General features: G+C 68.6%; 11 protein-coding genes. 2 read left to right on the top strand and 9 right to left on the bottom strand.

From position 1 onward, the window contains the following. Positions 1–391: cellulose binding domain-containing protein (locus QCZ28_RS18330; protein WP_279517780.1), on the bottom strand; the 391-nt coding region annotated here is incomplete at its 3' end. A gap of 31 nt (positions 392–422) precedes the next feature. After that, positions 423–1679, bottom strand: a complete 1257-nt coding sequence (locus QCZ28_RS18325; protein ID WP_279517779.1) for a cellulose binding domain-containing protein — start codon at positions 1677–1679, stop codon at positions 423–425. A 651-nt stretch (positions 1680–2330) separates the two neighbouring features. On the opposite strand from QCZ28_RS18325, the gene QCZ28_RS18320 reads away from it, so the two are divergent. Beyond that, positions 2331–3374 (top strand): LacI family DNA-binding transcriptional regulator, encoded by a 1044-nt coding sequence (locus QCZ28_RS18320; protein WP_279517778.1) that lies wholly within the window; start codon positions 2331–2333, stop codon positions 3372–3374. A gap of 423 nt (positions 3375–3797) precedes the next feature. Here the strand turns inward: QCZ28_RS18320 and QCZ28_RS18315 are convergent, their stop codons facing one another. After that, on the bottom strand, positions 3798–4559 hold the full coding sequence (locus tag QCZ28_RS18315; RefSeq protein ID WP_279517777.1) for an SDR family oxidoreductase: 762 nt from the start codon (positions 4557–4559) through the stop codon (positions 3798–3800). Continuing rightward, positions 4556–6598, bottom strand: coding sequence for an aldo/keto reductase (locus QCZ28_RS18310; RefSeq protein ID WP_279517776.1), 2043 nt, complete (start codon positions 6596–6598; stop codon positions 4556–4558). The genes QCZ28_RS18315 and QCZ28_RS18310 overlap by 4 nt, the downstream gene beginning before the upstream one ends. 220 nt (positions 6599–6818) lie before the next feature. Here QCZ28_RS18310 and QCZ28_RS18305 point away from each other — a divergent pair, with 220 nt between their 5' ends. Next, the gene (locus QCZ28_RS18305; protein ID WP_279517775.1) at positions 6819–7514 is read left to right on the top strand and encodes a FadR/GntR family transcriptional regulator; all 696 of its coding nucleotides are present in this window, start codon (positions 6819–6821) and stop codon (positions 7512–7514) included. Between the two features lie 16 nt (positions 7515–7530). Here the strand turns inward: QCZ28_RS18305 and QCZ28_RS18300 are convergent, their stop codons facing one another. The 5 genes from QCZ28_RS18300 to QCZ28_RS18280 all read right to left on the bottom strand — a co-directional run bounded on the left by QCZ28_RS18300 (position 7531) and on the right by QCZ28_RS18280 (position 13460). Further along, positions 7531–8406: an amidohydrolase family protein gene (locus tag QCZ28_RS18300; protein ID WP_279517774.1), complete on the bottom strand. Its 876-nt coding sequence runs from the start codon at positions 8404–8406 to the stop codon at positions 7531–7533. Next, the gene (locus QCZ28_RS18295) at positions 8403–9719 is read right to left on the bottom strand and encodes an enolase C-terminal domain-like protein (protein ID WP_279517773.1); all 1317 of its coding nucleotides are present in this window, start codon (positions 9717–9719) and stop codon (positions 8403–8405) included. The genes QCZ28_RS18300 and QCZ28_RS18295 overlap by 4 nt, the downstream gene beginning before the upstream one ends. Before the next feature lie 90 nt (positions 9720–9809). Further along, positions 9810–10859 (bottom strand): ABC transporter permease, encoded by a 1050-nt coding sequence (locus tag QCZ28_RS18290; protein ID WP_279517772.1) that lies wholly within the window; start codon positions 10857–10859, stop codon positions 9810–9812. After that, positions 10852–12393 carry a sugar ABC transporter ATP-binding protein gene (locus tag QCZ28_RS18285; protein WP_279517771.1) on the bottom strand — a complete coding sequence of 514 codons (1542 nt, stop codon included), beginning with the start codon at positions 12391–12393 and terminating at the stop codon, positions 10852–10854. The genes QCZ28_RS18290 and QCZ28_RS18285 overlap by 8 nt, the downstream gene beginning before the upstream one ends. Next, on the bottom strand, positions 12390–13460 hold the full coding sequence (locus QCZ28_RS18280; RefSeq protein WP_279517770.1) for a sugar ABC transporter substrate-binding protein: 1071 nt from the start codon (positions 13458–13460) through the stop codon (positions 12390–12392). The genes QCZ28_RS18285 and QCZ28_RS18280 overlap by 4 nt, the downstream gene beginning before the upstream one ends. Positions 13461–13756 lie beyond the last annotated feature (296 nt).

Raw genomic sequence — 13756 nt, 5'->3', positions numbered from 1 at the left:
CCGCGAACGTGCCCGGAGCGGGGTTGCTGCCGGTCCACGAGCCGTTGAAACCGAACGAGACCACCCCGTTGGTCGGCAAGGCACCGTTGTAGCCGACATTCTTCGCGGTGACAGCGGCACCGCTCTGCGTCACCGTCGCGTTCCACGCCTGCGTGACCGTCTGTCCCGCGTCGTAGCGCCAGGTCAGCGTCCAACCCGTCACCGCGTCACCGAGATTGGTGATGGTGACATTCGCGCCGAATCCGCCCTGCCACTGCGACGACACGCTGTAGTCCACCGAACACCCGGCAGCCGCGGCACCCGCCGGCACCGCCACCGCGACCGCTGCCGAGGCCAGCAGGACGGCGCCGGCCGACACCAGGGCTCCGTTGGCCTTTCTCGATCTCTTCATCGACGTTCTCCTGTTTCTAGGGCCGCCCGAATCAGAGGCGGGTGCAGGTGAGAGATGGTGTCGTCGCTGAGCCGTTGGCGGTGAAACCAAAGGTCGTGGACGCGCCAGTGGCGAGGCTGCCATTCCATGCCTCGTTGGAGACGTTCTGAGTACTGCCGCTGGGGGCGTTACGACCGCCCCAGATCTGGGTGATGCTCTGCCCACTCGCGAACGTCCAACTGACTCGCCATCCGGTGATGGCGGCGCCTGCGGTAACCGTGACGTCTGCCTGGAAGCCACCCGGCCACTGGTTCACGGTCTGGTAGGCCGCAGAGCAGTCGCCCGTTGGAGGCGTCGTCGGCGGGGTCGTCGGCGGGGTCGTCGGCGGGGTGCCCGCGAACTGGGTGAAGAATCGCCACACCTCCCCGGGGACCCAGGTCCGAGATCCGCTGTCACCACCGGCGCCGTCCTGGGGAGCGGCGATATGCCCACCGTCGAACGCAGCCCACGCCACCGGATAGCCAGCCCGGCAGCCGGAGTAGTTGTAGACCGTGTGGGTCAGGCTGCCGGCCCTCGGCTCCGGTGGGCTCGCCGCCGTGCAGCCGTTGTTTCGCACGAAGCGGTCGCGCAACGCCCGTCCGCTGGTGATGTTGTCCCCGATGCCGTGGACCCCGAGGTAAGCGATCGGCTGGGTACCGCCGCTGCATCCACTGAGGGTGCCGGGCGAGGACTGGACGGCGACCGCGCGGAAGACGTTCGGCCGGGCACAGGCCAGAGCGTGGCTCATCGCGCCGCCATAGCTGAAGCCGACCGAGAACCGCTGCGTCGTGTCGACACAGAGGTCACCTTCGATTCGTTGGAGCATGTCGTCGACGAACGTGACGTCCTCACCGCCGGAGTTGGCCCAGCCGTTGCTGATGCCCTGCGGTGCGACGAAGATCGTGCTGTTGTTCGACAGCCGCAGCAGCCCGTAGTACGACCAGACGTCCCGCTGGACCGTCTGGCCGGTGGCGACGTCGACGGCGGTGCCGCCCCACCAGTGGAAGCCGAAGACCAGGCGGTACTGGCGGTTTCGGTCGTACCCGTCAGGAAGCTTCAGGATGAAGCTGCGGCTCTTTCCGCTGCTCTGGACGGTGTAAGTACCGTTGCCCAAGGTGGGGGCCTTGCCACAGCCGGCGGTGGCGGCCAGTGGGCTGACCTTGGCGGCCGACGCGGCGCCCGGTTCGTTGGTGAGCGCGGCGCCAGCCATGGCCGCGACAAGCACTGCAGCGGTTGCCAGGGCGCTGGCGATGGACGAACGTCTTGCCATGACGTGACTCCTTTGCGGGTGGGGACGGCCCCTTCGTGCGGGGCCCTCGGTCGGGGAGCACCGGGGAAACGGCGCTGCGGTGCCTACCGGGCGCACGTGGCGCCGTTGAGGGTGAAGATCGACGGGGCGGCGGTATTGCCGGTGTGGCGAGCCGGGTCACCGGGGCTGGGTCAGGCGGTTGCCGCCGACACGCGCAGTCCCGCAGGGGACGCGACAACACGGGTCACCGGCACTGATCGATCGGGGTTGGGCCATACCGGCACGATGACCGGTTCGGCGACGAAGATCGTGTTAGCGCTAACAGACGCTGCCCGTGGCATCCCGCGCTGACATGCTTCGATGCTGGCGTCCGAGCTCCCGACGGTGCGCCAACATGGCCCGACATTGACTCTGATGGATGGCTTCGTGATCGTCAAGATGTGACGGTGAGATTTCGCGAAAGTTTTCGGCGAAGGGCATGTGAGCTGAGCGGTGATCTTCTCCGGAAGCCCGGCCGCGAAATGTTATCGCTATCATTTCCGCAGCTCACGGACCATGGCTGACGGGTTACCCCTACCGGACCGCCCTCGGAAGGACACTGATTCGTCTGAGCGCCCGACAACGGAGTGGGCGGGCTGAGCGCGACCTTCGTCCAGTCGTAGACTTCACATTGTGATCGAGGACGGTCAACGCCAGCGCTCCCGCAAGCTCCGCCGCGGCGACCTGCCCATTGCCACGATCGCCGAACTCGCCGGGGTGTCCCCGCCCACGGTCTCCAAGGTTCTCAACGGTAGGGCGGGCGTGGGCGAGCAGACCCGGCAGCGGGTAGAGGCGCTGCTCCGTGACCACGGATACCGCCGACGACACGCCAGAGGGTCCGCCCTCTGCATCGAGGTGGTCTTTCACCGGATGATGCCCTCGATCGCCATGGAGATCCTGCAAGGCATCCATGAGGTCGCCGGCGCGAGGGACTGCACTGTCGGCTTCGCGGATGTCCACCGGCGCGTGCTGGCGGGAGAACCCTGGGTCGAGCCGCTGCTGCTACGGCAGCCGACCGCCGTCATCACGGTATTCTCCCTGGTCACCGCCGAGCACGGGGCGCAGTTCGCCACCAGTGGCATACCGCTCGTCGCCATCGACCCGACCGGCGATCTGTTTCCGACGCCCGCCGTCGGGGCGAACAACTGGAGCGGTGCTCTCGCCGCGACTCGGCATCTTGTCGAGCTCGGTCACCGGCGGATCGGTGTGCTCACCGGACCGGTCGCCGACCTGTCGGCGCGGGCCCGCCTCGACGGGTTCCGAGCCGCGCTGGACTCCGCCGGCGTCCCGTTCGACGACACCCTCGAACGACGCGGTGTCTTCACCTTCGAAGACGGTCGTGAACACGGTGCTCAATTACTCAACCGATCTGACCCGCCAACTGCTGTCGTCTGTGGCAATGACCTTCAGGCATTCGGTGTCTACGCCGCGGCGCGGGAGGCCAACCTGCGGATTCCTGACGACCTCAGCGTGGTGGGCTTCGACGATGTCGATCAGGCAGCGTGGCTGGCACCGCCGTTGACCACGGTTCGACAGCCGTTCGGCGAGATCGGGGCCACTGCCGCTCGACTCGCGCTGGCCATGGCTGACGGCCGCGTTCTGGCCGCCCAGGAGCGGTACGAACTCGGCACGGCCCTCGTCATCCGTGGTAGCACCGCGCCACCCCGGCCGCGCTGATCCTGGTGACGGTCGCCGTGGCGCACCGCACCGCGACGTGGTGGTGGCCCAGAGCCTGGACGACCACCACGGTCACGATCAGGAGGCTTCGTACCTCAGCAGGCGCCGTCTATTGATCTTCGATGGTACGGGTGGCATCGGCGTTCAGCAGGGCCGCGGCTAGACGCACAGTCAGGGGTGGCTGCCCGCACAACTGTTCGGTGAAGAGTCTTCCACTGACAGGTCGAACACCTCCGACGGCTCCCCGAGGGGTTCCGGCGCGGGCACGGGCGCTCCGTCGAGCACCGTCGTCAGCAGCCGGAGTTGGTCGGTGCGGTTCCCCAGGCCACACGCGTCGTTCGACCCCAACGAGCTTTCCAACGGAGGGGCCTCGGGTCGGGCGTGGCGAGACGCGACACCCGGCTGGCGGAGCGCTGCGACACCTCAGCGGGCCAGCCAGCCGCCGTCGACCGGGACGATGGCGCCGTTCACGTAGGCGGCCGCGTCCGAGGCCAGGAAGACAGTGACTCCGGCGAGATCCTCGGGTCGGCCCCACCGTCCGGCCGGGATCCGCTCCAGGATCGCGCTGTTGCGCTCGGGCTGCTCCCGCAGCGCCGCGGTGTTGTCCGTACTGATGTAACCAGGTGCGATGGCATTGACGTTGACCCCGTGGCGCGCCCACTCGTTGGCCAACGCGCGCGTCACTCCGGCGATCCCGGACTTCGCGGCGGCGTAGCCGGGGACTGTCACGCCCCCTTGGAAGCTCAGCATCGACGCCGTAAAAATGATCTTTCCGGTGCCGCGTCGGACCATGTCCCGGCCCACTTCGCGGGCGAGAACGAACGGGGCGGTCAGGTTGACCTCCAACACGTGGGCCCAGTCCTCGTCGGAGTGCTCCGCGGCCGGGGCCCGCCGGATCGTGCCGGCATTGTTGACGAGGATGTCGACCGGCTGCTCCCGCTCGCCGAGCCACCTGGCGAGTGCACGAACGGCGTCGTGGTCCGACAGATCCGCGCGGTACGGCACGAACGAGCGACCATGGGCCGCCACCCGCTCCGCGACGGTGCTGCCGGTCTCCTCCAGCGTGGCGCTGACGCCGATCACGTCAGCGCCCGCTGCCGCAAGTGCCTCCGCCATCGCCAGACCGATGCCGCGGCGGCATCCGGTCACCACGGCCAAGCGTCCGGTCAGGTCGAACGGGTTCACGCGTCTCCTCCACAGTCGATGAGCACCTTCACGTCGCCGCCGGCGGCGAGCGCCTGGAACGCCTGTGCCACCTCGTCCAGTGGCACGATGCGGGAGATGAGCCGGTCCGCGGGCACCTGCCCGCCGTGTACCAGCCGGACCGCCTCGGCATAGTCCTCGTGCTGGTACACCCGTACGCCGATCACCTCCAGCTCGCGCCAGAAGATCCGGTGAAGGTCCACCTCACGAGGCTGGGGGTGGATCGCGACGACCACGAGCCGCCCGCGTACGGCGAGCAGGTCCGTAGCGGTGCGGACGCCGGACGCGGAGCCGGACACCTCGAACACGACGTCGGCGCCCGCTCCCCCGGTAACCTCCTGCACGTACTGTGTGGCGTCGACCGCGGCCGGGTCCACGGCGGACATGCCGAGCTCGACGGCGAGCGCCCGCCGACGCGGATCGAGTTCGAGCACGGTCACCATCGCGCCGGCCGCCCTGGCGACCACGCCGATGAGCAGGCCGACCGGACCAGCACCGATGACGACCGCGTGCTCGCCGGCGACGAGCCGGGACCGCCGAACGTCGTGCACGGCCACCGCCGTGGGCTCGACCAGCGCGCCGTGCGCCAGGGGTAGGTCCTCGGGCAGTGGTACCAGGACCCGCGCGGGCACCGTCCAGTACCGCTGCATGGAGCCCGGCGAGTCGATGCCGATGAAGTTCAGGCGGTGACAGATGTGGGTGTGGCCCGCGCGACAGGCCGGGCACTCACCGCACCAGTCCAGCGGCAGCACGGTCACCGGATCGCCCACGCGGTGACCGTCGACGTCCGTGCCGACCTCGACGACGCGACCCGACATCTCGTGCCCGATCACCGCCGGCACGCGTACCCGCTGATCCATCGCGCCGTGCGCGATGTGCAGGTCGGTGCCGCAGATACCGGTGTACGCCACCCGGACGCGCACCTGGCCCGGGCCGGGTGGCACGTCGTCGGTCTCCTCGACGACGAAGGTCTCGCTACCGACATAGTGTGCGCTGCGGTTCACGCCGCCTCCTCGTTCAGGTGCCAGATCTGTTGCGGGGGTGCCCGCCGATGCCCCGGCCAGAGGTCGGCCAGCGACTCCCGCCGCAGGGGTGTTGTTTTCCGGCCGGCCGCTGGGCCAACTGTGGTTGAGCACCGGAGCGAGCAGCTTCTCGATGTCCTGAAGCAGCTCGGGGTCGGTCTCCGACAGCGCCCAGCGCACGTTGCGGGCCATGTTGTCCGCGCTGGCCGACCCGACGAAGGTGGTGGCGAACTCCATCGGCGCGGCGGCGAATCTCAGCGCCACCTGCGCAATGTCGACGCCATGTCGCGCGCAGAGTTCGGCAGCGGCGGCGGCGGCCTGACGTACCGCCGGGGACGCGGGGTGCCAGGCGGGGGCGCCGCGTCGGGAGAGCAACCCCATCGCCAGTGGCGACGCGTTCATCACCGCCGTACCGGAGGCCGCGAGGTCGGGTACGACGGCGGCCAGCGCACGGTCCAGAAGCGTGTAGCGGCAGTACGACAGGACGGTGTCCACCGGCACCGTGGCCGCGACCCGGGTGAGCGCGGCCAGCGGATACCCGGTGATGCCGAGGAATCGGACCTTCCCCGCCGCACGGAGTTCGGCCAGGGCGGGAAGCGTCTCGTCGATGATCTGGTCGAGGTCGCCGAACTCGATGTCGTGACACTGGATGAGGTCGAGGTGGTCCGTGCCGAGCCGAGTGAGGCTCTCCTCGACGCTGGCGGTGACGCGTGTCGCGGAGAAGTCGAACGTCGACTCGCCATAGCGGCCGACCTTGCTGGCCAGGACGTAGCTTTCGCGGTCGACTCCGCGGAGGGCTCGGCCGAGCACCGTCTCGGCGACGGTGGCACCGTAGTAGGGCGACACGTCGATGATGTTCACGCCGAGGTCGAGGGCGGTCCGGACGGCGCGGGTGCCCTCCCGCTCATCGATCTCGCCGAACACGCCGCCAAGCGGCGAGGCGCCGTAGCCGAGCATCGACACGTTCAGCCCGGTGCGGCCAAGGGGACGGTACTGCATCGGATCACCCACCTTCCGGGAGACACGGGCCGAACTGGTCGGCATGCGATGACACACGGCGAGTCCGACACCGTCCGTCGCGCGCGAGGGCATCCAGCCGACGGAGCCTCGACTGCACCAAACGTCGTACGTCTCTATAGTGGTGATGGGTTCCGGTACTCGCCGAACGCCGCTGCGTCATGCCGGCGGCAGGTGGCGGGCCGGCCCGAAGGGGGCGGGGATGGCACTGACCGACGACGCGATCGCCAAGATCCGAGGCATGATCCAGAGCGGTGAGCTGCCGCCGGGCGCACGGTTGCCCCCCGAGCCGCAACTGGCCGCGCAGATCGGGCTGTCGCGCAGCGGGGTTCGTGAGGCGGTGAAGGTGCTCGAGTCGGCCCGCGTGCTCGACGTACGGCGCGGTGACGGCACGTACGTCACCAGTCTCGGGCCCCGGCTCCTGCTGGAGGGCTTGGGCGTCGCGGTGGAGCTGCTGCGCGACGACACGTTGCTGGAGGTCATGGAGGTGCGCCGGATGCTTGAACCGGTGGCTACCGGCGTCGCGGCGTTGCGGATGACCGACGCGCAGCTCGACGAGCTCGCCCGGATTCTCGAGGACATGCGGGCGTCGGCCGACGACGCCGAGAAGTTGATCCAGTTCGACACCGCCTTCCACCACACCGTCATCGCGACCACCGGCAACGAGACCCTGACCTCGCTGCTCGACGGCCTGTCCAGTCGGACGGTGCGGGCCCGGGTGTGGCGCGGTTTGATAGAGGGCAACGCGGCGCACACGACGATCGACGAACACCGGGCGATCTACCTGGCGCTGCGCTCGCGCGACCAACTGCTCGCTCAGGCGAGCGCGCTGGTGCATGTCAACACCTCCGAAGCGTGGTTGCGTACGGCGCTTGCCGCCACGGCGGCGGACGCGTGACTCCGGGTCGGTGTCGTCACGTTGTCGGCATGAGCCGCCCGGCCCGTTCGGCCAGGCCATAGGTGCGCACGGCGGTAGCGGCGAAGATGTCCTGCCGCTCGGCGGCTGACAGCGGCGGAAGAGCGGTCTCCAGCGCCTGGCGTACGCCCGGATAGTCCGACCGGAGCAGGCAGACCGGCCAGTCCGAGCCAAACATCAGACGATCGGGCCCGAACTGGGCGACCGCTACCTCGACGAACGGGCGCAGGTCGTCCGCTGACCAACCGGGTCCGGCCTCGGTGATCAGGCCGGACAGCTTGGCGGTGACGTTGGGGTTGGCGGCCAGGGCGGCCACCGGCCCGCTCCAGCTGCGCAACCCTGCCGCACCCTCGTCGATCCGAGGCTTGCCCAGGTGGTCGAGGACGAACCGCAGGTGCGGCAGTTCCCTAGCCGCGCGGGCTGCTGCCGGTAGCTGGTCGGCACGGATCACCAGGTCGAATGCGAGCCCGGCGGCGGCGATTTCGGCGAGCCCGCGGCGCACCTCGGGTCGGTCGAGGTAGTCGGGGTCCGCCTCGCCCTGCACCTGCGAGCGCACTCCGGCCAGCAACTCACCACCGCGATGTGCGCGGTAGCGCGCGATGGTGGCGGAGACGTCGCCGCCTGCCACGTCGAGCCAGGCCACCACCGCGAGTATCGGCGGAGTGTCGGCGGCGTAGCCGAGGAACTCGACCGTTTCGTCGGGGTGACAGCGCCCGCCCTCCACCAGCACTGTGCCGTGTACGCCGGACGCGGTCAGTTCGGTGATCAGGTCAGCCGGGGTGAACGGCCTGCGGATGGCGGCGAGCTCGGGCGCGTCGAGCCAGTCGTAACCACGTTCGGGCCGCCACAGATGATGATGCGCATCGATGATCATGCCGTCGGTTCCCCCGCTGCGGCGGCCCACTGCGGGCCGTCGGGGAACCGGTAGTCGGTGAGTGTGGCCGGGAGGATCTGTGCACTCATGCCCGGCGCGGTAGGCGCAAGGTACCGCCCCCCATTGAGCCGGACCGGGTCGGTGAAGTGCTCGTGCAGGTGGTCGACGTACTCGATGGCCCGGTCCTCGGTGCTGCCGCTGAGGGCGACGAAGTCGAACATGGCCAGGTGCTGCACCAGCTCGCACAGCCCCACTCCCCCGGCGTGCGGGCAGACCGGAACCCCGAACTTCGCGGCGAGCAGCAGGATGGCCAGGTTCTCGTTGACGCCGGCGACCCGGCAGGCGTCAATCTGCACCACGTCGACGGCGTCGGCCTGCAACATCTGCTTGAACATCACCGCGTTGTGCACGTGCTCGCCGGTGGCCACCCTGACGGGAGCGAGGGCCTTGCGTACCGCGGCGTGTCCGAGCACGTCGTCCGGGGACGTCGGTTCCTCGATCCAGTACGGGTCGAACTCGGCGAGTTCGCGCATCCACCTGATCGCCTCGGGCACACCCCAGATCTGGTTGGCGTCGACCGCGATGCGGACGTCCGGCCCGACGGCCATCCGGGCGATGCCCATCCTGCGTACATCGTCGGCAAGGTTCCCGCCGACCTTGAGCTTGATCAGCCGGTACCCGGCGTCGACCGCTTCCCGGCACAACCACTCAAGTTTCTCGTCGTCGTATCCGAGCCAACCGGGGGTGGTGGTGTACGCCGGGTATCCCTCGGCGAGGAGCTGGCGCTCCCGCTCGGCGCGCCCGCCTTCGGCGGCACGCAACAGCGATAGCGCCTCGTCCTCGGTCAGCGCGTCGCGCAGGTAGCGGAAATCAACCTGCGCGACGAGTTGCTGCGGGGTGAGGTCGGCGAGCAGCTTCCACAGCGGCTTTCCCGCCCGCCGGGCGGCGAGGTCCCATACCGCGTTGGCCAGGCCACCGGCGGCCATGTGCACGACCCCCTTCTCCGGGCCCAGCCAGCGGATCTGGCTGTCGCCGACGAGCCGTCGGGTCAGTGCCCCAGGGTCGGCGGTCAGCTCGTCGACCGGCTGACCGACAAGCATCGGTGCAAGCGACTGGACGGCTGCGACCTGGATCTCGGTGCCGCGACCCACCGTGAAGACCAGGCCGTGCCCCTCGGCGCCTGCCGAGGTCTTCAGGACGACGTACGCGGCTGAGTAGTCCGGAAACGGGTTCATCGCGTCTGACCCGTCCCGGTGCAGGGACGTGGGGAACCGAACGTCCACGGTGTCTACGGACGTGATGTGCTCACTCACCGAAACTCCCAGGAGATTGAACGCCGGTCTCGATGCGACCGGACGGGTGGGTCTGCCTCGCGATGGGTCTGGCCGACGGCCCGGCAAACCTCATGTCTGCGCCTTGCCTCCGGTGATGCGGGAGACCACCAGCGCCACCAGGATGACGGTGCCGTTGAGGAAGTTCGTCCACTGCGCTGGCACCCCAGCCAGGGTCAGCACGTTGATGATCATGAAGAGCAGCAGCACACCGGTGAAGGCGCCGAAGACGCTGCCCTTGCCACCGTTGAGGCTGACACCGCCGATCACCGCAGCGGCGAAGACCTGGAAGATCGCGCCGGTGCCCTGGGCCGCCGGTACCGCCGCGAGTCGGCCGCTGATCAGCAGGCCGGCCAGCGCCGCGAGGACACTGGCAACGATGAGCGCGATCCACAGCACCCGATCGGTGCGGATACCCGCCGCCCGCGCCGCGTCCTCGTTGCCGCCGATCGCGTAGAGCGCCCGGCCGACGCGGGTGTAGCCGAGGACCACGATCCCAGCGGCGAACAGCAGCAAAGACACCCAGATCGAGGCGGGCACCCCGAACCAGGAGGCCGAGCCGAGGTAGGTCATCGATTCCGGAAGCGCGAAGAAGGTCTGACCGCCGGAGATCCCGGTGAGCAGCCCTCGCAGGACAATGAGCATGCCCAAGGTGACGATGAATCCGTTGAGGCCGAAGCGGACGATGAGTAGTCCGTTGAAGGCGCCGACGAGAGCACCGACGAGGAGGACGACCGGCACCGCCCAGAACTCCGGCAACACGTTGAGCCCCAGCCCTCGGGTGAGGGCAGGGTCGATGATCAACCAGGCGGCGATGCCCGGCGCGAGGCCGAAGGTCGACTCCAGGGACAGGTCCATCCTGCCGGTGATCAGGACGAGAGTCTGGGCGAGGACCACGATGGCGATCTCCGACATGCTCTGCAGCACGTTGATGATGTTGTCGGAGCTGAGGAAGACCGGACTGACGATCGACCCGACGATCGCAACCGCGATGATCGCCGGAACCAGGGCAAGGTCGCGCAGGCGCGCGATGGCGAGGCTGCGTGACGAGACCGCCGGTGGTGTGGACGGCGGTGGAGCCGACGCGGGCGAGGGCGTGGCGGTGGACAGCGTCTCAGACATGGTGAAGATCCACACCTTCCATGGCGGCTACCAGATCGTTGTCGCTCCAGCCGTGGGCCATCTCATCGACGACCCGTCCCTGGAACATGACCAGCACGCGATCGCAGATGCGCAGGTCATCGAGCTCATCCGAGACCACCAGGACGGTGGTGCCGCGGCGGCGTACGTCCTCCACGACACCGAGGAGGGTCTGCTTGGACCGCACGTCAACGCCGGCGGTCGGGGTGATGAGGACCAGCAGCTTCGGATCGCTGGCCAGGGCCCGGCCCATGACGACCTTCTGCTGGTTGCCGCCGGACAGGTCAGAGACCGGCACCTGCGGCCCGGCCGCCTTGATCGCGAGATCGGCGATCGCCTTCCGGGCCAGGGCGTCGCGTCGGGCCGGGGAGATGACACCGTGTCGTTCGATACGACCCGGCACGGTCATCGTGATGTTCTCCGCGATGGACAGCAGTGGCACCAGACCTTCCCGGTGCCGGTCCTGCGGCACCAAGCCGACGCCAGCGGCGAGGGCGTCCGGCACACTGCCCGGACGCAGGACACGGCCGTCGAGGGTGACGGTCCCACCAGCCGGTCGAGACAGCCCGACGATTGCCTCGGCAACCTCGACCTTGCCGCTTCCGCCTCCACCGGCGATGCCAACGACCTCGCCAGCCTGGGCCTGCAGCGACAGCTCGGCGCCGGAGGACGTGACCAGGTCCTGCACGGACAGCAGCACCGGCGCGTCGGGCGGAAGGGGCCGATGATCGGCCACCGGCATTGTCACGTCCTCACCGGTCATCGCAGCGACCAGCGCTGGACGGGTCACGTCGGCGACCGGCGCGGTGAGGATGTGCTGGGCGTCCCGGAAGACCGTCACCTGGTCGCAGATCTCGTAGATCTCCTGCAGGTGATGACTGATGAACAGGAAGGTCACGCCCTGCGCGCGCAGGTCCTGGATCCTGGTGAACAGCCGGTTGATCCCGGCGCCGTCGAGCTGGGCGGTCGGCTCGTCGAGGATGATGAACCGGGCGCCGAACGACAGCGCCCGGGCGATCTCGACGAACTGCCGCTGCTCGACCGAGAGGGTCGAGGCCGGTTGGCGTACGTCCACCTCGACCGACCACGCCTCGAGCAGGCGCTCGGCCTCACGGCGCAGCCTCGACCAGCTGATCAGACCACCCGGACCGCGGGCGTGCCGATTGAGGAACAGGTTCTCCGCCACGGTGAGGGCAGGAATGATGGTCGACTTCTGGTAGACGCACGCCACCCGCTCCCGCCAGCCGTCGCGGTCCCCCAGTTGCGGCGCCGGGCGACCGTCGAAGGCCACCGCGCCGTAGTCCGCGGCCTGCAACCCGGTGAGAATGCTGACCAATGTGGACTTGCCGGCACCGTTACGGCCGACCAGCGCATGCGTCTCACCGGGACGGACCACGATGCCCGCGTCGGACAGGGCCAGCGTCGACCCGAATCGCTTGGTGATGTTCACGGCCTCGACGACGGGCCGGCCGTTGGCGGCCGACCCGTGCGTCGAGTCCTGCTGACTGACGCTCACGGCGTGTTGCCCCACAGGGAGGCGTCGTCGAACTTGAGCGTGGGCTGGCCCGCGATGGGCGCACCGTCGAGCGTGACCAGTGGCGCCGGAAGCTGGTCCTCCAGCATACCCTCGCGTACCTGGATGATGGTGCTGCCGTGGTCGGTCGGACCGGGCTGGAACGTCTTGCCCTCGATCCCCGCCTTGACGTACTCCAGCCCGTACTTGGCGTACAGGTCGGCCGGTTGACTGACCGTGGCATCGATCAGGCCCGCGCCGATGTTCTTCAGCTCCTCGGGGATGCCGTCGTTGGAGACGACGAAGACGTGCTTGGGGTCGGTCGGCGGCACCTGCAGGCCACGCTGCTTGAGGATCTGCAGCGTGCCCGACAACGCGAACGAGGACTGCATGTAGATGCCCTTGATGTCCGGGTCCGACGCGAAGCGGGTCTGCAACTTCGACGCCGCCAGGTCGGCCTTCCAGTCGGTGGCCTCACCGAAGACCTTGATACCGGGGAACTCCTTGCTCATGCACTCGTTGAACGCCTCGGTACGGTCCCGGCCGTTGATCGAGTCAAGACCACCCTGAAGCATGACGACCTTGCCCTTGCCGCCGAGCTTGGTGCCGAGGAACTGACACGCCTTGGTGCCGTACGCGCGGTTGTCGGCACGGACGACCATGAACACCTTGCCGGTGTCCGGCCGGGTGTCGATGGTGACCACCGGGATCTTCTTGTCTTCCAGTTGCTTCAAGGTGGGGGCGATCGCGGCGGTGTCCTGCGGCGCCATCACCACCCCCTTGACGCCCTGGCTTATGAAGGCCTGAGTGTTGGAGATGAGGTTCGCGATGTCGTTCTGCGAGTTGGTCGTCTTCAGGTCGACGCCCAACTCGTCGGCAAACTGGGGCATGTACTTGATGTACGAGTTCCAGAAGTCGGTGTCGGAGCGCGGGTAGTCGGCGCCGACGAGCGGCTTGCCGCCGCCCGCGCCGGCCCCGGTCCCCGCGTCCTCTCCACAGCCGGCCATGAAGGTGGCCGAGGCTCCGAGGGCCATCGTCAGCCCCACGCTCAGCAGTGCTCTCCGGTTCATCGTGGTCTCTCCGTATCTGGTAAGTCACGCCTGGCGCTGTGCCGCGACCACCTGGTCACGGTGAAGCGCGTCAGGCACGACTGCTCGAAGTTCAGACGGCGGTGACGGTGTTGAACAACGGTTGGTGTTGCCGTGGGGACAACAGGGCGACCAACCGGGCGACGGGTGAGCGCGGGATGGGAACACAACGATCCCTTCCGATGATCAGGGGTAGCTGGTGTTGCACCACCCGTCGCAGACATCAGACGTTAAGCGTTTCGCCCGTGTAACGTCAACGGGCAAACAGTGGGAGTTGT

It is taken from the genome of Micromonospora sp. DH14 (assembly GCF_029809455.1).
Classification (GTDB): domain Bacteria; phylum Actinomycetota; class Actinomycetes; order Mycobacteriales; family Micromonosporaceae; genus Micromonospora; species Micromonospora parva.
The sequence above is the reverse complement of the archived record's forward strand: the minus strand, read 5'-3'. Positions and strand labels throughout refer to the sequence as shown.